The sequence below is a fragment of the Aeromonas sp. QDB25 genome, from assembly GCF_027707725.1.
Classification (GTDB): Bacteria; Pseudomonadota; Gammaproteobacteria; order Enterobacterales; family Aeromonadaceae; genus Aeromonas; species Aeromonas caviae.
The window spans coordinates 1-23,765 of sequence record NZ_JAPCIZ010000033.1 but is presented as its reverse complement, the minus strand read 5'-3'; the positions used below and the strand labels follow the sequence as shown (position 1 = coordinate 23,765).

17 protein-coding genes and 6 tRNA genes are annotated in these 23,765 nt (G+C 58.2%); 7 read left to right on the top strand and 16 right to left on the bottom strand.

Going from position 1 to position 23,765, the window contains the following annotated elements:
• Positions 1-6 precede the first annotated feature (6 nt).
• The 4 genes from PG883_RS12920 to pbpG all read left to right on the top strand — a co-directional run bounded on the left by PG883_RS12920 (position 7) and on the right by pbpG (position 6,007).
• The gene (locus PG883_RS12920) at positions 7-2,859 is read left to right on the top strand and encodes a valine--tRNA ligase (protein WP_181023109.1); all 2,853 of its coding nucleotides are present in this window, start codon (positions 7-9) and stop codon (positions 2,857-2,859) included.
• Between the two features lie 207 nt (positions 2,860-3,066).
• Positions 3,067-4,359, top strand: a complete 1,293-nt coding sequence (locus PG883_RS12915; RefSeq protein ID WP_103858828.1) for a hemolysin family protein — start codon at positions 3,067-3,069, stop codon at positions 4,357-4,359.
• A gap of 18 nt (positions 4,360-4,377) precedes the next feature.
• Positions 4,378-5,043 carry a DedA family protein gene (locus tag PG883_RS12910; protein WP_103858829.1) on the top strand — a complete coding sequence of 222 codons (666 nt, stop codon included), beginning with the start codon at positions 4,378-4,380 and terminating at the stop codon, positions 5,041-5,043.
• 136 nt (positions 5,044-5,179) lie between these two features.
• Positions 5,180-6,007, top strand: coding sequence for a D-alanyl-D-alanine endopeptidase (gene pbpG, locus PG883_RS12905; protein WP_029313722.1), 828 nt, complete (start codon positions 5,180-5,182; stop codon positions 6,005-6,007).
• A gap of 329 nt (positions 6,008-6,336) precedes the next feature.
• On the opposite strand, the gene PG883_RS12900 is transcribed toward pbpG, so the two are convergent.
• The 9 genes from PG883_RS12900 to alaS form a co-directional block, all read right to left on the bottom strand.
• Positions 6,337-6,413 (bottom strand) — tRNA-Arg (locus PG883_RS12900).
• A gap of 27 nt (positions 6,414-6,440) precedes the next feature.
• Positions 6,441-6,517, bottom strand: a tRNA-Arg gene (locus PG883_RS12895).
• 27 nt (positions 6,518-6,544) lie between these two features.
• Positions 6,545-6,621 (bottom strand) — tRNA-Arg (locus tag PG883_RS12890).
• 25 nt (positions 6,622-6,646) lie between these two features.
• Positions 6,647-6,723, bottom strand: a tRNA-Arg gene (locus tag PG883_RS12885).
• Between the two features lie 94 nt (positions 6,724-6,817).
• Positions 6,818-6,894: transfer RNA gene (locus PG883_RS12880), tRNA-Arg, on the bottom strand.
• A gap of 4 nt (positions 6,895-6,898) precedes the next feature.
• Positions 6,899-6,991 (bottom strand) — tRNA-Ser (locus PG883_RS12875).
• A 212-nt stretch (positions 6,992-7,203) separates the two neighbouring features.
• Complete coding sequence (gene csrA, locus PG883_RS12870; protein WP_005315760.1) at positions 7,204-7,392, bottom strand: carbon storage regulator CsrA; 189 nt, start codon at positions 7,390-7,392, stop codon at positions 7,204-7,206.
• A gap of 93 nt (positions 7,393-7,485) precedes the next feature.
• Positions 7,486-8,733: an aspartate kinase gene (locus tag PG883_RS12865; protein WP_103858830.1), complete on the bottom strand. Its 1,248-nt coding sequence runs from the start codon at positions 8,731-8,733 to the stop codon at positions 7,486-7,488.
• Between the two features lie 16 nt (positions 8,734-8,749).
• Positions 8,750-11,374 (bottom strand): alanine--tRNA ligase, encoded by a 2,625-nt coding sequence (gene alaS, locus PG883_RS12860; RefSeq protein ID WP_103858831.1) that lies wholly within the window; start codon positions 11,372-11,374, stop codon positions 8,750-8,752.
• Between the two features lie 83 nt (positions 11,375-11,457).
• Here alaS and PG883_RS12855 point away from each other — a divergent pair, with 83 nt between their 5' ends.
• Complete coding sequence (locus PG883_RS12855) at positions 11,458-11,625, top strand: hypothetical protein (RefSeq protein WP_154670440.1); 168 nt, start codon at positions 11,458-11,460, stop codon at positions 11,623-11,625.
• 21 nt (positions 11,626-11,646) lie between these two features.
• On the opposite strand, the gene PG883_RS12850 is transcribed toward PG883_RS12855, so the two are convergent.
• The 3 genes from PG883_RS12850 to pncC form a co-directional block, all read right to left on the bottom strand.
• On the bottom strand, positions 11,647-12,153 hold the full coding sequence (locus tag PG883_RS12850; RefSeq protein WP_103858832.1) for a regulatory protein RecX: 507 nt from the start codon (positions 12,151-12,153) through the stop codon (positions 11,647-11,649).
• Between the two features lie 41 nt (positions 12,154-12,194).
• Entirely contained in the window at positions 12,195-13,259 is a 1,065-nt protein-coding gene (recA, locus tag PG883_RS12845; RefSeq protein ID WP_010672819.1) for a recombinase RecA, read from the bottom strand.
• An 80-nt stretch (positions 13,260-13,339) separates the two neighbouring features.
• Positions 13,340-13,831 carry a nicotinamide-nucleotide amidase gene (pncC, locus tag PG883_RS12840; RefSeq protein ID WP_029313644.1) on the bottom strand — a complete coding sequence of 164 codons (492 nt, stop codon included), beginning with the start codon at positions 13,829-13,831 and terminating at the stop codon, positions 13,340-13,342.
• Positions 13,832-14,030: 199 nt separating this feature from the next.
• Between pncC and PG883_RS12835 the strand changes: the two genes are divergently transcribed.
• Positions 14,031-14,438, top strand: a complete 408-nt coding sequence (locus PG883_RS12835) for a Spy/CpxP family protein refolding chaperone (protein ID WP_103858833.1) — start codon at positions 14,031-14,033, stop codon at positions 14,436-14,438.
• 853 nt (positions 14,439-15,291) lie between these two features.
• A complete protein-coding gene (locus PG883_RS12830) occupies positions 15,292-18,270 on the top strand; it encodes a TrlF family AAA-like ATPase (RefSeq protein WP_270807266.1) in 2,979 nt (992 codons plus the stop codon).
• 515 nt (positions 18,271-18,785) lie between these two features.
• Here PG883_RS12830 and PG883_RS12825 read toward each other — a convergent pair.
• The 4 genes from PG883_RS12825 to PG883_RS12810 form a co-directional block, all read right to left on the bottom strand.
• Complete coding sequence (locus PG883_RS12825) at positions 18,786-18,926, bottom strand: hypothetical protein (protein ID WP_270807265.1); 141 nt, start codon at positions 18,924-18,926, stop codon at positions 18,786-18,788.
• 76 nt (positions 18,927-19,002) lie between these two features.
• Positions 19,003-19,683, bottom strand: a complete 681-nt coding sequence (locus PG883_RS12820) for a hypothetical protein (protein WP_270807264.1) — start codon at positions 19,681-19,683, stop codon at positions 19,003-19,005.
• Between the two features lie 325 nt (positions 19,684-20,008).
• Positions 20,009-20,551, bottom strand: coding sequence for a hypothetical protein (locus tag PG883_RS12815; RefSeq protein ID WP_270807263.1), 543 nt, complete (start codon positions 20,549-20,551; stop codon positions 20,009-20,011).
• Between the two features lie 76 nt (positions 20,552-20,627).
• Positions 20,628-23,684 (bottom strand): type I restriction endonuclease subunit R, encoded by a 3,057-nt coding sequence (locus PG883_RS12810; RefSeq protein ID WP_270807262.1) that lies wholly within the window; start codon positions 23,682-23,684, stop codon positions 20,628-20,630.
• Positions 23,685-23,765: the final 81 nt, after the last annotated feature.

Below are 23,765 nucleotides of genomic sequence, written 5' to 3'. Positions count from 1 at the left end.
GAGACCATGGAAAAGACTTTTAATCACAACGCCATCGAACAGGCGCTCTATCAGCACTGGGAAGCCCAGGGTTACTTCAAGCCCCACGGCGACACCAGCAAAGACTCCTTCTGCATCATGATCCCGCCGCCGAACGTCACCGGCAGCCTGCACATGGGTCACGCCTTCCAGCAGACCCTGATGGACACCCTGATCCGCTACAACCGCATGCAGGGCAAGAACACCCTGTGGCAGGCGGGTACCGACCACGCCGGTATCGCCACCCAGATGGTGGTTGAGCGCAAGATCGCCGCAGAAGAGGGCAAGACCCGCCACGATTACGGCCGGGAAGCCTTCATTGACAAGATCTGGCAGTGGAAGGAAGAGTCCGGTGGCACCATCACCCGTCAGATGCGCCGTCTGGGTGACTCCGTGGACTGGGAGCGCGAGCGCTTCACCATGGATGAGGGCCTCTCCGCCGCCGTCCAGGAAGTGTTCGTGCGCCTGTACGAAGACGGCCTGATGTACCGCGGCAAGCGTCTGGTGAACTGGGATCCCAAGCTCAACACCGCCATCTCCGACCTGGAAGTGGAAAACCGCGAGATCAAGGGCCACATGTGGCACCTTCGCTACCCGCTGGCCAACGGCGCCAAGACCGCCGAAGGCCAGGATCACCTGATCGTCGCCACCACCCGTCCGGAAACCATGCTGGGCGATACCGCCGTGGCCGTGAACCCGGAAGACCCGCGCTACAAGGCGCTGATCGGCCAGCACATCCTGCTGCCGCTGGTGAACCGTCTGATACCCATCGTTGCCGACGAACACGCCGACATGGAGAAGGGCACCGGCTGCGTGAAAATCACCCCGGCCCACGACTTCAACGACAACGACGTGGGCAAGCGCCACAACCTGCCGATGATCAACATCTTCACCCTGGACGCCCACGTGCGTGCCGAGGCCGAAGTGGTCGATACCAATGGCAACCCGAGCACCGCCTATGACGCCGCCCTGCCGACCGAGTTCGCCGGGATGGAGCGCTTCGCCGCCCGCAAGGCCATCGTCGCCAAGCTGGACGAGCTGGGCCTCCTGGCCGATATCAAGGATCATGTGCTGCAACAGCCTTACGGCGATCGCGGCGGCGTGCCCATCGAGCCCATGCTGACCGACCAGTGGTACGTGCGCGTGGCCCCCATGGCCAAGACCGCCATCGAGGCGGTGGAAGATGGCCGCATCCAGTTCGTGCCGAAGCAGTACGAAAACATGTACTTCTCCTGGATGCGCGACATTCAGGACTGGTGCGTCTCCCGTCAGCTGTGGTGGGGTCACCGCATCCCGGCATGGTATGACGATGCCGGCAACGTCTACGTGGGCCGCAACGAAGAGGAAGTGCGCGCCAAGCACAGCATCCCGTCCGTGACCGTGCTGCGTCAGGACGAAGACGTGCTCGACACCTGGTTCAGCTCCGCCCTGTGGACCTTCTCCACCCTGGGCTGGCCGAACAACACCGAGGCGCTCAAGACCTTCCACCCGACCGACGTGTTGATGAGCGGCTTCGACATCATCTTCTTCTGGATTGCCCGGATGATCATGATGACCATGCACTTCATCAAGGACGAGAACGGCCAGCCGCAAGTCCCGTTCAAGACCGTCTACATCACCGGCCTCATCCGTGACGAAGAAGGCCAGAAGATGTCCAAGTCCATGGGCAACGTGCTGGACCCCCTCGACATGATCGACGGCATCTCCCTGGAAGACCTGCTGGAGAAGCGCACCGGCAACATGATGCGGCCGCAGATGGCCGAGAAGATCGCCAAGCGCACCGCCAAGCAGTTCCCGGAAGGGATCGAGGCCCACGGCACCGACGCCATGCGCTTCACCCTGGCGGCGCTCGCCTCCACCGGTCGTGACATCAACTGGGACATGAAGCGCCTGGATGGCTACAACAACTTCTGCAACAAGCTGTGGAACGCCTCCCGCTATGTGCTGATGAACACCGAAGATCAGGATTGCGGCTTTGCCGGTGGCGAGATGCAGTTCAGCCTGGCGGATCGCTGGATCCAGTCCCAGCTGCAAGTGGCCATCCGTGACTTCCGTACCGCCCTCGATACCTACCGCTTCGACATCGCGGCAGGCGTCTTGTACGAATTTATCTGGAACCAATTCTGTGACTGGTATCTGGAGCTGACCAAGCCGGTGCTGACCAAGGGTTCCGAGGCCGAGCAGCGCGCTGCCCGCCACACCCTGGTGACCGTGCTGGAAACCCTGCTGCGCCTGGCTCACCCGATCATCCCGTTCATCACCGAGACCATCTGGAAATCGGTCGCCCCGCTGGCCGGCGTACACGCCGACACCATCATGATTCAGGCTTTCCCGGAATTCGACGCCGCCAAGGTGGACGACGCCGCGATGGCGGATCAGGAGTGGGTGAAGGAGTTCATCGTCAGCATCCGCAACATCCGCGCCGAGATGAACGTGGCCCCGAGCGTGCCCCTCAACGTGCTGCTCCAGTGCGATGCCAAGGATGCCCAGCGCGCCGCTGACAACGAGGCCTTCCTCAAGTCGCTGGCCCGTCTGGAATCCATTCGCGTGCTTGGCGCAGGTGAAACCGCCCCGCTGTCGGTCAAGAAATTGATCGGTGCCACCGAGCTGATGATCCCCATGGCCGGTCTCATCGACAAGGAAGCCGAGCTGGCCCGTCTGGCCAAAGAGGTGGCCCGTCTGGTGGGCGAGTGCGGCCGCATCGAAGGCAAGCTCGGCAACGAAGCCTTCGTCGCCAAGGCGCCGGAAGCGGTCATCATCAAGGAGCGCGAGAAGCTGGAAGATTACCGCCTCCAGTTGACCAAGCTGGAAGCCCAGCAGGCCGAGATCGCCGCGCTCTAAGCCACAGCGCAACATGACAAGCCCCCGTTTATCGGGGGCTTTTTCATGTCAGGGGCTCAGTGCCCCCTTTCCTGCCCCGCGGTTTTATCCCTCCCGCCGGGGCGATATTCAAAAATTCACGAGCCAAATCACCTCCTTTCACAAGCGCAGAGCCCGCAAATTCATTACACTGCCAGCGGTCTTTTCTATCGGGAGTGCTGCTGCAGTATGGAAATATTGATCCTGTTTGGATTGATTTTGCTCAATGGCGTCTTCGCCATGTCGGAAATCGCCATCGTGACGGCACGCAAGGCACGTCTCGCCAAAATGGCGAGCGAAGGGAGCCGCTCCGCCACCATCGCCCTCAAGCTCGGGGAAGATCCGACCCATTTCCTCTCCGCCGTGCAGATCGGCATCACCAGCATCGGTCTGCTCAACGGTATCTATGGCGAGTCCCTGCTGGCCCAGCCCTTCGCCCTCTGGCTGCAGGAGTGGGGGCTCTCCCCCAAGAGCAGCAGCCTGCTCGCCACCGTCATCGTGGTCGTGCTGGTCACCTATCTCTCTATCGTGGTAGGGGAGCTCGTGCCCAAACGCCTCGGACAGCTCAGCGCCGAGCGCATCGCCTGTCTGGTAGCCCGCCCCATGCTCTGGCTGGCGACCCTGACCCGTCCCTTCGTCTGGTTGCTCTCCGCCTCCACCAACGCCAGCCTGCGGCTGCTGCGGGTCGATCAGCGCAGCAGCAACAACGTCACTCAGGAGGAGATCCACGCCATGCTGGTGGAGGGCTCCGAAGCGGGGGTGATCGAGGACCATGAGCACACTATGTTGCGCAACGTGTTCCGCCTCGACGAACGCAGCCTGGCCTCCCTGATGGTGCCGCGCAGCGACATCCGCTATCTGGACCTGTCACTGCCGCTGGAAGTGAACCTCCAACGTCTGGTGGAGTATCGCCACAGCTTCTTCCCTGTCTGTGACGGCAGCCTGTCGGATCTCGTCGGCATCCTCAACGTCAGCAAGGTGCTGCACGCCTACATCAAGGGAGAGCCCATCGATCTGGCGGCGCTGACCCAGGACGGCAGCCTGCTGCCGGAGACCCTCAATGGCCTGGAGCTGCTCAACCACTTCCGTACCCACTCCGAGCACATGGTGCTGGTGGTGGACGAATATGGCGAGCTGCAGGGGCTGGTCACCCAGCAGGATCTGCTGGAAACCCTAGCCGGCGACTTCCAGCAGGAAGATGGGGAGGACAACTGGGCCTTCCAGCGTGCCGACGGCAGCTGGCTGCTCGACGGCCTCATTCCGCTGCCAGAATTGAAGGACTGTCTGGAGCTGGTTCGTCTGCCGGAAGAAGAAAAACATCACTATCACACCCTTGGAGGGCTTATCATGCTGCTCCTTGGCCGCCTTCCCCAGACCGGAGACCTGGTCACCCTGGAACAGTGGCAACTGGAAATCGTGGATATGGACGGCCTGCGCATCGACAAGGTACTTGCCATGCCCTTGACCGACCAACCCAGCTAACCTGCGGAGTTTGCATGTATGGAGCAGTTTTACCACCTGGCTCACGCCTTTATGCATCAGGATCTGGCGACACTCTCTGATCCCAAGATGGTCTTCATGGTCTATGTCGTCCTGCTGACCTTCCTGGTGCTCGAGAATGGTTTTATCCCCACCGCCTTCCTGCCAGGGGATACCCTGCTGATCCTGACCGGCGTGCTGATCTATCAGGGGGTGTTGCCGATGGCGGTGGTCCCGCTGCTGATCATGGCGACCTTCGTCGGTACCTGGCTTGGCTACATGCAGGGGCGTTTCCTCGGCCACACCCGGATGTATCACAGGCTGATGTCCCACCTCGATGACAAGCACAAGGAGAAGGTACACTACCTGCTCAACAAGTACGGCATCATCACCCTGATCACCGCCCGCTACATCGCCTTCGTGCGTACCGCCTACCCCTATATCGTCGGCGCCAACGAGATCCCCCAGGGGCGCTTCCTGGTGGTCAACCTGATCAGCTCCATCATGTGGATCTGCCCCCTGGTCGGGCTGGGTTACTACCTGAGCCACACCAAGCTGGCCGCGCAGTATGAGTCCCAATTTCTCAGCGTCATTATCTACCTGCCGGTCGTGCTGCTGGTGGGCGGCCTCATCGCTCTGGTCTGGCGCTGGTGGAGCAGACGCAAGCCCCGCATCTCCAGAGAGTGAGACAAACCATAGGGTCGCCCACAGGCGGCCCTTTTTTATGGAAAATAGTGGCGAATTCCCCCAGCTCGCTCTTGTAAAGCAGGGACAAAAATGAGTGAATCTAGCGCCTTTTTTCGCTGTGGATGGAGTTGGTTGTATGGGGTGTTGGATTCGCGCAATCGCGCTGGTAGGTGGATTGATGGGACTGCTGGGTTCGCAGACAGCCCTGGCGACCCCCGACCCGGCCAAGCTGCAGCTCAAATCGGGCAGTGCCCTGGTGATGGACGTCAACACCGGCAAGACCCTGTATCAGAAAAACCCCACCCGGGTGCGCCCCATCGCCTCCCTCACCAAGCTGATGACGGCGCTGGTGGTGCTGGATGCCCGCCAGAACCTCAATCAGACCCTGACCATCGATCAGAACGACAGAGACAACATCAAGCACACCTATTCACGGGTGCGCATGGGCACCCAGGTCAGCCGCCGCGACGCCCTGCATCTGGCGCTGATGTCCTCCGAGAACCGCATGGCCTCGGCGCTTGCCCGCCACTACCCGGGGGGTCGCCAGGCCTTCATCCGCGCCATGAACAACAAGGCCAGACAGCTCGGCATGCGCAACACCCGCTACTATGACTCCACCGGTCTCTCCACCCGCAACGTCTCCACCGCCCAGGATCTGGCCAAGCTTCTCTCTGCGGCCTATCGACAGCCGCTGATCCGTGAATTCACCCAGGACACCAGCAGGGAGATGCGCTTTCACAAGCCGGCCTACAGCCTGATGTTCAACAATACCAACCCGCTGGTGAAGAACCCGGACTGGGATGTACGCCTCTCCAAGACAGGCTATACCGACGAAGCGGGCCGCTGCCTGCTGATGCGTGCCAAACCGGATCGTCAGGAGCTCGCCATCGTACTGCTCAACTCGGTGGGCAAACGCACCCCTGTCGGGGATGCCAACCGCATCCGCAAGTGGCTGAAAAGCTGATTCTTTCTACGAAGACATGAAAGGATGCCGCGGCATCCTTTTTTATTGCCCGCCAAATGCCTCAGCAGGCCGCCAGAGGGCGCCAGCCCCGCACAGCATAGATGCGCATGGTGCGGGCACCCAGGTCGCCACAGGCACGGCCACGGGATGCATCAGCAGCCTGCCAGGCAAGATACGTCGAGAGTGGTGACCCAGGGGCACGTGCAGCCAGGGGGAACCGTCCCCCGTGTGAGCGTCAGGGAGAAGGACACGAGAGAGACAACCCCATGATGGGGAGGAGGATATCGCCCATAAAAAAACAGCCCCGACTGACGTCGAGGCTGTCTGTATGGTGCGCCCGAGAGGATTCGAACCTCTGACCACCTGGTTCGTAGCCAGGTACTCTATCCAGCTGAGCTACGGGCGCTCACAACTTGTTGCACTGCTTGAAATATGGTGCGCCCGAGAGGATTCGAACCTCTGACCACCTGGTTCGTAGCCAGGTACTCTATCCAGCTGAGCTACGGGCGCTCATAAATTGTTGCACTGCTTGAAACATGGTGCGCCCGAGAGGATTCGAACCTCTGACCACCTGGTTCGTAGCCAGGTACTCTATCCAGCTGAGCTACGGGCGCTCATAAATCATTGTATTGCTTGAAATGGTGCGCCCGAGAGGATTCGAACCTCTGACCACCTGGTTCGTAGCCAGGTACTCTATCCAGCTGAGCTACGGGCGCCCTGTTTTCAAACGATAAAAAAAGCTTACTCAACAGTAAGCCTTCTTTAGTGCCGACTTGCTGATGGTCAACACATGACTCCAAGAGTCAAATATGGTGCGCCCGAGAGGATTCGAACCTCTGACCACCTGGTTCGTAGCCAGGTACTCTATCCAGCTGAGCTACGGGCGCAAAATGGCGGAGAAGGGGGGATTCGAACCCCCGATGCGGGTATAAGCCGCATACTCCCTTAGCAGGGGAGCGCCTTCAGCCTCTCGGCCACCTCTCCGTTTGCGGGGCTGATAATACTTCACAGGGATTTTTAGTCAAACACTTTTTTGGAGAAAACAGAGCGTTCGCTCAGCATTTGGCCAAAGAGTGGAATATTCAAGCAATATCGACACTTACCCAGTAGTTACGCGCTCTGCAGGCCGATTTGCAGGCCCCTGAAAAACAAAAGGCGACATCCGGGATGTCGCCTTCAGACAGCCATGAAATGGCTTAGAAATTCGGTTGGCCCGGGACTTTCTCGGCCTGTATCCGCATGTAGATCTCTTCGCGGTGTACGGAAACCTCTTTCGGTGCATTCACACCGATACGAACCTGGTTCCCTTTTACGCCCAGTACGGTAACGGTTACTTCGTCACCAATCATCAGGGTTTCCCCTACACGACGAGTCAAAATAAGCATTCGCTTGCTCCTGTATCCTGTTTTGTATTTATATCGATATGCGCCATTATCTTACAAAGATACCGATATGGTAAATGGTTGAAACTAAATCAATCAGGGATTGTTTCCCAAGGGCTGCTCATGAGGCTCTTGATCCAACCCGAACGCCGAGTGCAACGAACGCACGGCCAGCTCCAGGTACTTCTCGTCAATCACCACGGATATCTTGATTTCAGAGGTGGAGATCAGCTGCATGTTGATCCCTTCCTCACCCAATACCTTGAACATGGTGCGCGCTACACCAGGATGATTCCACATGCCGACCCCGACGATGGAGACCTTGGCGATCTCTCCGTTGCCCTGCACGCAGGCGGCCCCCAGCTCGCTGGCGGTCTCCTCCAGCAAGGCGCGGGCCCGGCGATAATCATCGCGATTCACCGTGAAGGTGAAGTCGGCGGTACCATCCCCCATGGTGTTCTGCACTATCATGTCGACATCTATGTTGGCGTCGCTGATCGGATTCAGGATCTGCGCGGCCACGGTCGGCCTGTCCGGCACACCCAGAATGGTCAGGCTGGCCTCGTTGCGATTGAACGCAATGCCGGATACCAGGGGTGCTTCCATCCTCTCACCTCCATATGTGATTAAGGTTCCCTCTCCGTCGACGAAACTCGACAGCACCCTTAGCGGCACGCGGTACTTGCCCGCGAACTCGACCGAACGGATCTGCAACACCTTGGCTCCGAGACTCGCCATCTCGAGCATCTCCTCGAAGGTGATGGTATCGAGGCGACGCGCCTTGGGCTCGATGCGCGGATCCGTGGTATACACCCCGTCCACATCGGTAAAGATCTGGCACTCATCTGCCTTGATGGCCGCAGCCACGGCCACCGCGGTGGTATCCGAACCACCTCGGCCCAGGGTAGTGATGGCATTATGCTCATCGCGCCCCTGGAAACCGGCAATCACCACCACCTTGCCGGCACCGAGTGCGGCTTCCACCTGCTCGGTGTCGATACGGGTGATGCGCGCCTTGCCATAGGCGGAATCGGTGTGGATGCGGACCTGATCACCGGTCATCGAGACTGCAGGGCAACCGCGCTTGTTGAGCGCAATCGCCAGCAGTGCAATGGAGACCTGCTCACCGGTGGAGATCAGCACATCCATCTCGCGCCGGTTGGCATCCTGGTCCAGCTGCTGGGCCATGCCCAGCAACCGGTTGGTTTCGCCCGACATGGCGGAGACCACCACCACCACATCATGTCCCTGGGCACGGGTCAGTTGAACCCGCTCAGCAACTGCCTCGATCCGCTCCAGCGTGCCGACCGAGGTGCCACCGTACTTCTGTACATAGAGTGCCACAGATCACCTCGCCCGCTTACAGGCGCTCTTCCAGCCAGGAGTGAACGGATTGCAGCGCCGCCGGCACCGCCTCAGGCTGGGTACCACCCGCCTGTGCCATGTCGGGACGACCACCGCCCTTGCCACCCACCTGCTGGGCCACCAGATTGACCAGCTCACCAGCTTTGACCTTGCCGGTCAGGTCATTGGTCACGCCCGCGATCAGGTTGACCTTGCCATCACTGCTGGTTGCCAGCAGCACGACACCGGATTTCATCTGGTTCTTCAGCTCGTCCAGCATGCCGCGCAGGGATTTGGGGTCGACCCCTTCTAGGGCGGCAACCAGCACCTTCTGGCCATTGATGTCGATGACCTGGCTCAGCAGGTCGTTACCCGCCTGCGCCGCCAGCTTGGCCTTGAGCTGTTCCAGCTCGCGCTCCATCATCTTGGCCTTGTCCAGTACCTGGCGAACCTTGTCGGCGATGGAGAACTGATCGCCCTTCACCAACGCGGCGGCCTCTTCGATCTGTTCACCCAGCTGGTGCATCAGATCGATGGCGCTCTTGCCGGTGACCGCTTCGATACGACGCACGCCAGCCGCGATGCCGCTCTCGGCAATGATCTTGAAGAAGCCGATGTCACCGGTGCGCTTGGCGTGAGTACCGCCGCACAGCTCGGTGGAGTAGTCGCCCATGCGTACCACACGCACATCGTCTTCATATTTCTCGCCAAACAGCGCCATGGCACCGGCTGACTTGGCCTCTTCCAGCCCCATCAGCTGGGTGGCCACCTCGTGGTTGGCACGGATCTGGGCGTTGACGAGCTCCTCGATCCGGCGAATGGTCGCCATGGTCAGCCCTTCGAAGTGGGAGAAGTCGAAGCGCATGCGCTCGGCGCCCACCAGGGATCCTTTCTGGGTCACGTGCTCACCCAGCGCCTGGCGCAAGGCCGCGTGCAGCAGGTGAGTCACGGAGTGGTTAAGGGCGATGGCCTGACGACGGTCGCCATCGACCACGGCCTCGACCTCGGCTCCCTTCTCCAGGGTACCCAGTTCCAGATAGCCCTTGTGGATGATAGCCTTGCCCGCTTTCTGGGTGTCGGTGACGGCGAAGATGCCGTCATCCACCTTGAGGATGCCGCTGTCACCCACCTGACCGCCGGACTCCGCATAGAAGGGGGTCTCCGCCAGCACGATCACGGCCTCTTCACCAGCGATGAGGCCATTGACCTCGACACCATCCTTGTAGATACCGACCACCTGGGTGTTCTGGCTCAGCTGCTTGTAACCGGTAAAGGGGGTCTCGAAATCGAGCTTCAGCACGTCGTTGTAGTTCACGCCGAAACTGGAAGCCTCTTTCGCGCGGGCGCGCTGCTTCTCCATCTCGGCCTTGAAGCCCTCTTCGTCGATGCCGATCTCGCGCTCGCGCACCACATCGGCGGTCAGGTCGGCCGGGAAGCCGTAAGTGTCATAGAGCTTGAACACCACTTCACCCGGGATAACCTTGGCATCACCGAGGTTGGCCAGGACGTCTTCCAGCAGCAGCAGACCTCTGTCCAACGTGCGGACGAATTGCTCCTCCTCGATGCGCAACACTCGCTCGACCAGCGGCAGCTGGGCGATCAGTTCTGCCGCCACATCCTTCATCTGCACGGCCAGCTCGGCAGCCAGCTTGTAGAAGAAGACGTCGGTAGCACCCAGCTTGCGGCCGTGACGCACGGCGCGGCGGATGATGCGGCGCAGCACGTAGCCGCGACCTTCATTGGAGGGCATGACACCGTCAGCCACCAGGAAGGCGCAGGAACGGATGTGGTCCGCGATGACGCGCAGGGACTGGTTGCTCAGATCCGTGGTGCCGACAATCTCGGCCGCCTTCTTGATCAACGCCTGGAAGATGTCGATCTCATAGTTGGAGTGCACTCCCTGCATGATGGCGGAGATACGCTCCAGACCCATGCCGGTATCCACGGACGGACGGGGCAGCGGCTCCATGGTGCCGTCAGCCTGACGGTTGAACTGCATGAAGACCACGTTCCAAATCTCGATGAAGCGGTCGCCATCCTCGTCCGGTGAACCGGGAGGGCCACCCCAGATGTGATCGCCGTGGTCGTAGAAGATCTCGGTGCAGGGACCACATGGGCCGGTATCGCCCATGGCCCAGAAGTTGTCGGATGCATAAGGAGCACCCTTGTTGTCACCGATGCGCACGATGCGATCGGCCGGCACGCCGACCTCTTTTTCCCAGATGTCGAAGGCTTCGTCGTCAGTCGCGTAGACGGTCACCAGCAGGCGCTCTTTGGGCAGCTTGAGGGTACCGGTCAGGAATTCCCATGCAAACCGGATGGCGTCCTGTTTGAAGTAGTCACCGAAGCTGAAGTTGCCCAGCATCTCGAAGAAGGTGTGGTGACGGGCGGTATAGCCGACGTTTTCCAGGTCATTGTGCTTGCCGCCAGCCCGCACGCAACGCTGGGCCGTGGTGGCACGGTGATAGGCACGCTTGTCGGCGCCAAGGAACACGTCCTTGAACTGGTTCATCCCTGCGTTGGTGAACAGCAGGGTCGGATCGTTGTGCGGTACCAGCGAGCTGGAAGAGACAACCTGGTGTCCCTGGGTGCGGAAATACTCGAGAAACGCAGCGCGAATCTCTGACGTGGACATGTACATGGAAAATCCTGCTTGATTCGAATACGGACTTTTAACCGCATTAATGTAAGTTTTCTGCAGGGTAAAGTAAAACGTGGGGACCCTTGACGGGTGAAATAGCCCCCAAGGGGCCAGCGTTTGGCAGCAGCACCCGCAAGGACGTCACAACAGGGGAGCTTCGGGATGCCTCGCTCGACCACAGGGCCGCCATCGACAGACCCGGCGAAGGGCTGATATTCCCCACCAGCCGCACCGCACACCAGTTGCTATAGATGTTCAACCTCGGCGCGCCACTATTGCTCACCTTGCATGGCTGAGAGGGCGTAACGGGCTTGTTCCTGGGTAAAACCACGCCCCATCAGATATTTGAGCCACTTCATGCGCAGTTTGAAGTCGGCAAGGTCGGTCGCCTTTGCCCGACGCGACAACAACGCAAGCGCCAGTTCGAACCAATCAAGCTCGGGTTGATCCAGGGCCGCCTCGATCTGGGTGTCTTCCAGCCCCTTGCGGCGCAGGTCGAAGCGGATCCTGAGCGGACCATGGCCTTTGGCCGCACCAGCACGCACCGCCATGGCACCGTAACGATCGTCATTGACCCAGCCATAGCCACGGCAATGGTCGAGTACAACGGCGACCACCTCCTCCTCGAATCCCTTCTGACGCAGGCGTCTGGCCAGCTCGGACTCCGCACTTTCGCGGCGAGCAAGACTGCGCATGGCAAAGGCGCGGGCGGCGGCGACCAGCTCTTCAAAGGTCAATTCGACGGGCTCGCCCGTTTCGTTCACTGATTCATCCACCATAAACAACAAGGCCGGGTATCAACCCGGCCTTTCCTCATTCCTTATTCGAACTCTTGTTCGTTTTCGGCTTCAAACTCGTCGTATTCTGCAGCCGTGGCCTTCTCTTCCACCGGCGCAGCGCCGGAGAGCAGCAGCTCGCGCAGCTTCACTTCCACCTCGGCAGCCAGTGCCTTGTTTTCGGAGAAGAGCTTCATCACGTTGGCTTTGCCCTGGCCGATCTTTTCGCCGTTGTAGCTGTACCAGGCCCCCGCCTTGTCGATCAGCTTGTGCTTGACGCCGAGATCCACCAGCTCGCCCTCCTTGGAGATACCGGCACCATAGAAGATCTGGAACTCAGCCTGCTTGAAGGGTGGCGCCACCTTGTTCTTGACGACCTTGACGCGGGTTTCGTTGCCGACCACCTCGTCCCCTTCCTTGATGGCGCCGGTACGACGGATGTCCAGGCGCACGGAGGCGTAAAACTTCAGAGCGTTACCACCGGTGGTGGTCTCCGGGCTGCCGAACATGACACCAATCTTCATCCGGATCTGGTTGATGAAGATGCACAGGCAGTTGGCGTTCTTGATGTTGGCGGTCAATTTACGCAGCGCCTGGGACATCAGACGAGCCTGCAGGCCGACATGGGAGTCACCCATTTCGCCTTCGATTTCCGCTTTCGGGGTCAGGGCCGCCACGGAGTCGACGATGATGACGTCGACGGCATTGGAGCGCACCAGCATGTCGCAAATCTCCAGTGCCTGTTCACCGGTATCCGGCTGGGAGATGAGCAGGTCGTCAACGTTGACGCCCAGCTTGGCGGCATAGATAGGATCCAGTGCGTGCTCCGCATCGACGAAGGCACAGGTCTTGCCCTTCTTCTGGGCTTCGGCGATCACCTGCAGGGTCAGCGTAGTTTTACCGGAGGATTCCGGACCGTAGATCTCGACGATACGACCGCACGGCAGACCACCGATCCCCAGCGCCACGTCCAGAGAGAGAGAGCCGGTGGAGATGGCTTCGATATCCATGGTCTTGCTGTCGCCCAGACGCATGATGGAGCCTTTGCCAAACTGCTTTTCGATCTGGCCCAGCGCAGCCGCCAGTGCCTTCTGTTTGTTCTGATCCATGCCAATCTCCGCTGGGAATCGTGAGTAAGAAGTGAAGTTGGGCTAAGTATACTGTTTATGCATACAGTATCAAGCCCAATTTATTTGAGCAGTGCCAGGAGTCCGGACAAGGCCTGTCTGACCGCCTGCTGGCGCACCTGATGGCGATCCCCATCGAAACGGGCAAGCAGGGAGTGGTGACGACCGGTACGATCTGCCCAGGCAAACCAGACAGTGCCGACCGGTTTCTCCTCGCTGCCACCACCAGGCCCGGCGATACCGCTGATGGCCACGCAGATACCCGCATCGGAGCGGGCCAGGCAGCCCCGGGTCATCTCCAGCACCACGGGTTCGCTGACGGCGCCGTGGCGCAACAGGCTGTCGATGCTGACGCCGAGCATCTGCTGTTTGGCTTCGTTGGTGTAGGTCACGAAACCGCGATCGAACCAGGCAGAGCTGCCGGCAGTATCCGTGATGGCAGTGGCAACCCCGCCGCCGGTGCAGGATTCCGCCGTGGCGGCCAGCCAGCCTCTGGCCAGCAGTGCCTCGCCCAATTCCCGGGATAAGCGGGAGATCTCTGCTTCAAGTCCCATCATCGCGTCCTCTTCCGGCCTCTTCCAGGCGAAATATGGCGCTCATTATGCAGTTGCCCCGCTCCTCGGGCAACCGACCCCGGGGCCACTGCGTCAGCAAGTTGTCGTCGCTTAAGCTCCAGTACATGGCTGCTCGTTATCATGTTCCAACACCGCCATGCATGCGGTTTCCATCCCATCAGACCAAGGAGAAAGCCGGATGAAGCATCCGTTCAACGTCGCCATGATAGCCCTCGCAATGTGTATCGCCACCCATGCCTTTGCCACCGAGGGCACCGCCGAGCTGCAGAGCGAGACCTCCCTGGCCCAGGAGCTGAACCTCTCCAGCGCCCAGGTGGAGCAGATCAAGGGGCTGCGCGAGCAGGCCACCAGGGAGCTGGGCTCAATCAAGCTCGACGCAATTGGCCAGGACGTCATCGTCAACATGATCAAGTCCGGCAAATGGGATGAAGTGGCGGCGAGAAAGCAGTTGCAGACCATCAGCGACGTACAGGCCGAGGCCCGCTACCATCGCGCCCACTACCTCTTCGAGGTGAGCCGGGTGCTGACGCCCGAGCAGAAAGCCAAACTGCACGAGATGCTGAGCGGCGACGAAGCCATGTACTGAGGGCGACACTCTCCCCGTCTCTCCCATCCCCGCATCCGTGCGGGGATGCTATTTCTCCTCCCCCATGCCTCTTCTCGGCCAGGCTCCCCCCAGGCCACTCTGGTCAGCATCAGCCGGATGCACAGATCCGCGACGGGACGCCAGCTTTGCCCCCAAGACGGAGATTCCTCCTCACCATCTTGCCTCGAGCATGTAGAATGGCCCCCAGATTCAGACCCATGACGGCAGACGTTTGCCCGCAAGAGCACCTTCTGGAATAGCACATGACAGCACAATACCAAGCGCCAGGCGCCAACTTGAGCGCCCACACCCCCATGATGCATGGGTGTCTTTGCATTGATATACAAGCATTTTTTACAACTAAAACCAAAAACATACATTTAAACCTACACTTATAGTTTTTGCCCCTCCCCCTCTCCCAAGATCCACACCCCCGTCCACAAATTCCTGCCCTTGAGGCCGCAATCCCTCCGTCACCACTTATAAGCACCCTCAATCGGGGCCTTGAACCGAGGGCAAGTCCTCGCTGAACTCCCCCTCTACACAGGCAGACCCCCAAGCGGTACTCAAAATGCGATAGCAGTACTGGTCACCACATTCCCCTTCAACCAGTGCTACATGCAGTGAATCCCCCGTATTGTCTCCAGTCGATAGAAGCGATGACCGTTTCTTGCCTGTAGGGATGTTCCCTTTGTTGACTGTGTCGGAGGAGTTGATTGAGAATGTCTTACTGGTAGCTTTATCGTGAAGTGAAAACATAGATAACCAGCCTGTTAGCTTCGCTACGAATGGAATTCGAAATAGGTAGCTCTTTCGTGTTCAAAGTAGGGTCAATTTAGTTGCGGGGATTCAAATGATTAGCAAGGGTTCCGAATGGCATAGATGGGAGCCGCATATTCATGCTCCCGGTACTGTGCTCAATAACCAATTTGGCCATACAGATCCATGGGGGACCTATCTCACAACCCTAGAGAGTTTGACGCCACAGATCGAAGCGATTTCCGTCACTGACTATTACGTCACGGACACCTACGAAGAATTCCTCAAGCACAAAGCTGCTGGCCGCTTGCCTGGTGTGAAACTGATATTCCCCAACATTGAGCTGCGTCTCGATGTGGCCGCAAAATCTGGTTTTGTGAACATCCATCTCTTGGTAAGCCCGGAAGATCCCGAGCATCTCACCGAGGTGACGCGTATTCTTAAGCGTCTCCAATTCCACGCTCACAATGACCGCTTTGACTGCACTCGCGACGAACTGATCAAACTAGGAAGGCGTGCCGATTCGACTATCACTGACGATAGTGCAGCTCTTCGACATGGAGCAACACAGTTCAAGGTCAACTTTGACCAGTTGCGCAAAGTTATCCAAGAAAGTGACTGGGCGAAGAAAAACATTTTGATCGCGGTTGCAGGAAGTGCCGGTGATGGCACGTCGGGTCTGCGCCAGGCTTCCGACACAACGGTTCGTCAAGAAATTGAAAAGTTCGCTCACATTATCTTTTCAAGCAGCCCTGCACAGCGCGAATTCTGGCTCGGTCAGCGCTCTGGTGTGACCGTGAATGACTTGCGCAGCAGATATGACGGTTGCAAGCCCTGCCTGCATGGTAGCGATTCCCATGACCAAAAATCAGTAGGACAACCTGTCGATAATCGTTTTTCTTGGATTAAGGGTTCGCTGGAATTTGATGCCCTTCGCCAAGCATGCATCGATCCCGAGGGCCGTGCTTATGTCGGAGAACAACCACCTCATTCAGCTATGCCATCTCAAGTCATCTCTCACGTTCGGATCGAGGGAGCAAACTGGTCTCAAACACCCGATATACCACTAAATCCAGGCCTCGTAGCAATCATTGGTGCACGTGGCTCTGGTAAAACCGCGTTAGCAGACATCATTGCGGCAGGCTGTGATGCGATCTCTCCATACGGATGGAACGCTGACGAGAACATTAGTCCATCCTTTCTTGTGCGTGCACGCCAACTCATTGGCAAAGCTTCGACAACGCTCACCTGGGGTGGTGGGGCAACGGCTACGCGTTCACTTGACGGCAGCGACGCAAATGGCCACCTTACTTTTCCACGAGCCCGCTATCTATCTCAGCAGTTTGTCGAGGAGCTTTGCTCGGCAAAAGGGGTTTCGGACGGTCTTGTTGATGAGATTGAGAGAGTTATCTTCGAGTCTCACTCGCAAGATGATCGCAATGGAGCTATCGACTTCTCCGGGTTTAGAGATCAACTTACTGAACGGTTCCGACAGGCACGTGAGCGCGAAGCCGATGCAATAAGTGATATTTCAGAGCGAATCGCCGGGGAGATAGAGAAGGAAAGCCAAGTTGCAGGCCTAATGGGCCAAGTAGCCCAGAAGAAAAAGCTTATAGATGGTTACAACGCCGACCTCGCCAAGCTGGTTGTCAAAGGAACGGAGGCTCACGCGACCCGCCATACGCAGCTGAGCCTAGTGGCTCAAGCACTTCGTAGCAAAATTCAAAGCTTTACCAATCAACGTCGAACATTTGCGGCTTTGCAGGATGAGGTCCGAAGCATGCGTGCGACAGGTGCACCAGAATTACTACGCCAAGTCCAAGCACGCCATGCCAATAGTGGCCTTAGTTACACGCAGTGGGACGAGTTTCTACTGATTTATAAAGGCGACGTGGATCAGAGTCTGTCTAGCTATATCGCCTGGGCGGATGGTGAGATTTCTAAACTAAATGGTGTTCCGCCCGCGCCAGGCGATCCAAACGTCCCACTTATCGCTGATACCGTTGATCTATCAACTCTTCCTTTAGCTCCAATCATTGCTGAGATGACTCGACTTGAAACGCTGTTCAGCGCCGATAAGTTGATTCGCGATCAATATTCCGCTCTCACCGGACGTATATCTCAGGAACGTACAGCTCTTCAAACTCTTGAAACTCGACTTGTCGATACACAAGGCGCGGAGGCTCGCCGAAGGGCTTTGCAAACTGAGAGAAATGACACCTACGGCAGAATCTTTGAGGCAATAATTAAAGAGCAGGATGCTTTAGCCAGCCTCTATGCGCCATTGATGGCACGTCTCGCTGCATCGTCTGGCACACTCAAAAAACTCAGTTTTTCGGTTCGCCGAGTAGCTGACGTTGAAGCTTGGGGCTTGGTTGCCGAAGAGAACCTTCTTGACCGACGAAAAACCGGGCCATTCAATGGACGCGGAACGTTGATCTCTGTGGCCACTCAAGAACTGAAAGCTGCTTGGGAAGGGGGTTCAGCAACTGAGGTGCAAAAGACGATGGAGACCTTCACGGAGAAATACGGGAAGGATTTGATATCCCATGCCCCCTATGTACAGAGCCAACAGGTTGAACTCCGCACTTGGTCGAAACAGTTTGCACAATGGCTTTTTAGTACCGACCACCTGACAGTCCGGTATGAAATTGCCTACGATGGTGTCGATATCCGGAAACTTTCCCCTGGTACGCGGGGCATCGTGCTGTTACTACTCTATCTGGCTCTTGATGACACAGATGATCGTCCCCTGATCATCGATCAACCTGAGGAAAACCTCGATCCAAAGTCAGTGTTCGATGAACTGGTGTCACTCTTCATTGCCGCTAAGGCGAAACGACAGGTGATTATGGTCACGCACAACGCAAACCTCGTGATCAATACCGATGCGGATCAAATCATCGTGGCAAGGTCCGGTCCAAATACCCATGGTGGTCTTCCGCCGATCAGCTATGTATCAGGTGGGCTGGAGAATGAAGGAATTCGTAAATCCGTGTGCGAAATTCTGGAGGGAGGAGATACAGCATTTCAAGAGCGAGCAAGACGACTGCGTGTCCGTCTCGATAGATAGATTTTTGATAATAGGTCTCATGGGATCACCTATTATTGGCCTTTTGCGGACCCATTATGCTCCCTTTTCGGCACGTTGTTTGATATGACACGGGCTGTAAACCATGCAAGAAACCAAGATCCCCTTCGGTGAACATGATGGTGTTCTGTTGCGAGCCTTCGAGGTTGCAAACGCGCTCGCATGCAACGTTGTCTGTCCTGGATGCCGGAGACCATTGAATGCCGCCAACGGAGGCCTACCCTGAATCCCGCCCCCGTTTCAAAAACAGTTTAAGGAGCAATGGCAGAAAACATGATCAACAAAGAACGGGGGGCTCATTGCCCCCCGTATTTAGGTCACTCGTCGTCCTCATCATCAGGACGTTCGTCGTACCCCCGGCTTTGCCAGTAAGCATCATGCTCAGGGTTTAACTGACGTGAATGGTTATCGTCATCATCTTTTTTGGACATCACAGGCTCCATGCCGTTATGGTCATCCATGGCAGTGCGCTACCGCAAGCCAAGGCAGAAATGCTGTTACTTACGATTCGGGTTCATTTCCTTGCCACGATTCCCCTGATTCTGGTCGTACTGACGATTGGTCCCAGGTGAGCCAGAATTTTTATTCTGCATGTTGGCGGCATTATCTGCGGGTTTGATGGGGGATAGCTTTGACATAGAAGACTCCTTAAACGTTGATGGCCGTCAGTGCAATGTTGTACTGACAAGACTCATCATCAATCAGTGCAATGCACTAAAAAGCCCTTCCAAATAAAAAATCGATAGTTTCGGAGAATTCTTTTGCGACTCCATATTCCGCATCGATATGCAGAGCAAGTTTAACCAGTTCACTTGGTTCTTTTTCAGCAGCCAAGATGATGTGAAGTGCATGCCGTGCTGCAACATCCAACTCGCCATCTAAGTAGCTACGTAGCATGAGGTCTGACCGAGAAAGGCTGGCACTACGAGCAACGTTACAGCTCAATAGCTCCACATTCCCCTCCAATAAGGCCTGTGGTAACACCTCAAATGGGTTATCCAATTTGTTTTTTCGGAGGTCTATATCAGGTGTCGCAAGCACATTGACGAAGGTTGCTGCATTCACGTTCAAATGGACAAGCTCCAACAACGATTGTCGATTCATCACGATTAGGTCAGCAAATGTTGCTGCTTTTCTCCGTGCCTCTGCATTAACAAAGATCGATTTAACCATGGCTGGATCAGGGAAAATCGCTAGCAACAACGTTGCATTAAACAAAGTTGTTAGCTCGCACTCTGGTAGACTTCTGCGGTTTCGATGGGATATACGCTCGGCATCAACATGAATCAATCCATTGCGAACCAAGCTGTTCAACTGATCTTTAAGCTTGGGGAAGTCTCCCAACTTTAGTCCAAACAAGTCTTTGACAGCACCTGCCAAGGTGTATGGGCTCATTATTGACAAGCACCTCGTAACAGTGACTCCGTGGATGGAGGCAAGCTCTTCTCATCTTTGTAACCTGCAACGTATCGCGCCCGCTTTAACCAATCCCCCTCGCAATCATGACTCCGGTCATATTCATCGATCACGCCCTTGCAATAGCCAGCCCTTAATGCTTCAGACAGTGACGTTATCAAGGCAGCTTTGAACGTGTACTGCTGATTGTTCTCATAGATCTGGATAGCTTCAACGCAACCTTCAATCAAAGTTGTCCGATTAGTCTCAGCCATCACCATCTTGGGCAACATCAGGATGAGTAACATTGGGACATAACGTAGCATCATCGCGCTTGCTCAACGGTTGGGGTAGAACGAAGGGATTGAAAACGAGGAGCTGCCAGATAGAGCGCTACCAGTAACAACAAACAATCTAAACGTTCATAGATTGCATCGCCGTGATACTCGCTAACATCGCCTACAAGCAACGTTGCATCAGCAACAAAGATGATGCCTACTGTTGCAAGCTCGACCACGTATACCCACCCCCAATATTGCAATGGTCGCAACAATCTCTGCCTGTAGGGCGTTGAACAATACTGGCAGTACCGCCAATGACGCCACAGCAAAAAGATCAGTAACAGCAACGTTCCCTTCTCAACAATGTCCATATCAGCTATCCCCTCGCCATATTCGAAGATGGCCGAAAAGAACGTCACAACGTAGCCTCCCCCAAGGCCCAGCAGCAGAAACCGCCCGAGCCAATAACACAACCGCTGGCACAAGCTCATCAAACGGTTATCACATCGTTGTAGCAACGAAGGTGATTCGGCATGGAACGTTGCATTACCAGATATCTGGCCAGACTCTGCGTGCAAGGTCTTCATGTAAGTACACCATCCTTGGGTGATATTTGATCCCTAAAGGGGAGGCATCAAGCCTCCCTAATCTTCCCGACAGATCTCACGCCCATGCCTCGCACAGCGCCTCGGCCTGGGCCAGCACCAGCTGGGTGGCCTCCTCCTGGCTGTCGGGCGGGTACTTGTACTTGCGCAGGATTCGCTTGACCAGCAGCCGCAGCTTGGCACGCACGCTCTCCCTGCTGCTCCAGTCCACCGTCACGCTGCTACGTAGGCTCGCCGTCAGTTCATGGGCGATCTTGGCCAGGATCTCGTCCCCAAGCGCCCTGACCGAGGCCTCGTTGTTGGCCAGCGCATCGTAGAAGGCCAGCTCGTCGTCGTTGAGCCCGAGCTGCTGGCCACGGCCACAGGCGCTGGCAAACTTCTTGGCCATCTCGATCAGCTCCTCGATGACCTGGGCGGTCTCGATGGAGCGGTTCTGGTAACGCTGGATCACCTTGCCGAGCAGCTCGGAGAACTTCTTCTCCTGGGCCAGGTTGGTCGAGAGGCGGCTCTTGATCTCCCCCTCCAGCAGGCGCTCGAGCAGCTCCACCGCCAGGTTGCGTTCGGGCAGGTTGCGCACCTCGGCGAGGAAGTCCTCATCGAGCAGGCCGATGTTGGGCTTGTCGAGCCCCACCGCCTCGAACACATCCACCACCTCGCCAGACACTACGGCGTTGCCGATGATCTGGCGGATGGCCAGCTCCCGCTCCTCGTCGGTCTTCTTCTTCGCCGTGAGCTCCTTCTTGGTGAGGATCACCTTGACGGCCTGTAGGAAGGCCACCTCGTCGCGTACCGCCCTAGCCTCGTCCAGCGTGCAACAGAGGCTGAACGCCTTGCTCATGGCCAAGGCATGGTCGGCGAAGCGCTTCTTGCCGTCCTCCTGCCCCAGCACATGGTTGGCGGCACCGGCCAGCAGCTTGTGGCCACCGGTCAGGTAGTCGCCGTAGTCAAAGCCATGCAGCAGGGCCCGCAGCACGTCGAGCTTCTCCTCCAGCACCGCATAGGCCTCGTGGGCATCCACCGTTGGCTGCCCGCGCCCCTTACTGCTGGTGTACTCCTTGATGGCCGCCTTGAGCTCGTTGGCGATGCCGATGTAATCGACCACCAGCCCACCCTGCTTGTCACGAAACACCCGGTTGACCCGCGCTATCGCCTGCATCAGGTTGTGCCCCTTCATCGGCTTGTCGACGTAGAGGGTGTGCATACATGGGGCATCGAAGCCGGTCAGCCACATGTCGCGCACGATCACCAGCTTGAGCGGGTCGGCAGGGTCCTTGAAGCGCGCCTCGAGCCGCTTCTTGACCTTGCCCGGATGGATGTGAGGACGCAGCAGCTGCTTGTCCGAGGCACTGCCGGTCATCACGATCTTGATGGCGCCCTGCTCGGGGTCGGGATCGTGCCAGTTGGGGCGCAGCGCCACGATGGCATCGTAGAGGTGGACGCAGATCTCGCGGCTCATGGCCACCACCATCGCCTTGCCATCCTGCGCCTGGCCGCGCTCCTCGAAGTGGGCGACCAGATCGGCGGCCACCTGCCTGATGCGTGGCGTGCTGCCCACCACCTTCTCCAGCGCCGCCCAGCGCGATTTGAGCTTGGCCTGCTCGCCCTCCTCCTCGTCTTCGGCCAGCTCCTCCACCTCGTCGTCGATGTGGGGCAGCTCCTCCTGCTTGAGGGAGAGCTTGACCAGCCGCGACTCGTAGTAGATAGCGACCGTCGCCCCGTCCTCCTTGGCCTGCTGCATGTCGTAGACGTGGATGTAGTCGCCAAACACCGCGCGGGTGTCCCGATCCTCACCAGAGACCGGGGTGCCGGTGAAGGCCACGAAGGTGGCATTGGGCAACGCATCGCGCAGGTGCTGGGCATAGCCCACCTGATAGCGCGACGCGCCTTCTGCCACGCCCGCCTGAGCGACCTTGAGGGTGGCACCGAAGCCGTACTGGGTGCGGTGCGCCTCGTCGGCGATCACCACGATGTTGTGACGCTCTGACAATACCGGGAACAGATCCTCGTCCTCCCCCGGCATGAACTTCTGGATGGTGGTGAAGACGATGCCACCGGAGGGGCGGTTGCCGAGCTTGGCGCGCAGATCCCCGCGCGTGCCGACCTGCACCGGCTGCTCACGCAGCAGATCCTGCGACAGCGAGAAGACACCAAACAGCTGGCCATCGAGGTCGTTGCGATCGGTGATGACCACGATGGTCGGGTTATCCATCGCCGTCTCTTGCATCACCCGCGCCGCGAAGCAGGTCATGGTGATGCTCTTGCCGCTGCCCTGGGTGTGCCACACCACGCCCCCCTTGCGGGTGCCCTCTGGCCGCGACGCCTGCACCACCTGAGCGATGGCCGAGCGCACCGCGTGGTACTGGTGGTAACCGGCGATCTTCTTGACCAGGACGCCGTCCTCCTCGAACAGCACGAAGAAGCGCACGTAGTCGAGCAGCAGGGCGGGCGTGAGTATGCCGCGCACCAGGGTCTCCAGCTCGCCGAAGGGACCGAATGGATCGAGGGTAACCCCGTCCACCGTGCGCCACTGCATGAAGCGCTCTGCATTGGCCGACAGCGACCCCATGCGCGCCTCGCTGCCATCGGAGATGACCAGGATCTCGTTGTACTGGAACAGGTCCGGGATCTGCGCCTTGTAGGTCTGCAACTGCTCGAACGCCTTCCAGATGTCGGCCTGCTCGTCGGCGGGGTTCTTGAGCTCCAGCACCACCAGCGGCAGGCCGTTGAGGAACAGGATGATGTCGGGGCGGCGGGTGTGGTGGGGGCCCTTGATGGAGAACTGGTTGAGGGCGAGCCAGTCGTTGGCGGCCGGATCGGCAAAGTCGGCGAGGCGCACAAAGTCGCCCACTGTCTCCCCGCCGCGCTGATACTCGACCCTGACCCCACCCACCAGCAGACGATGGAAGGCGCGGTTAGCCATCAGCTGGGCCGGGGTGTCAAGGTTGAGCACCTGGCGCACGGCATCCTCGCGCGCCCCGGCTGGCACCTTGGGGTTGAGCCGTTGTATCGCCTCGCGCAGCGCGTCTTCCAGCACCACCTGACGAAAATCGCTGCGCCAGGGGTTATCCGAATCCGGGGCTACGTCGGTAATCCCCCCATTTTTTGGAGCACTCAAAAGTAGAGGTCATGCGGCCTGTGCCAAGCGCTGTTTCGGCGTGTAGCCGCCCAGCGCCATATTGGGCCGCTCATGGTTATA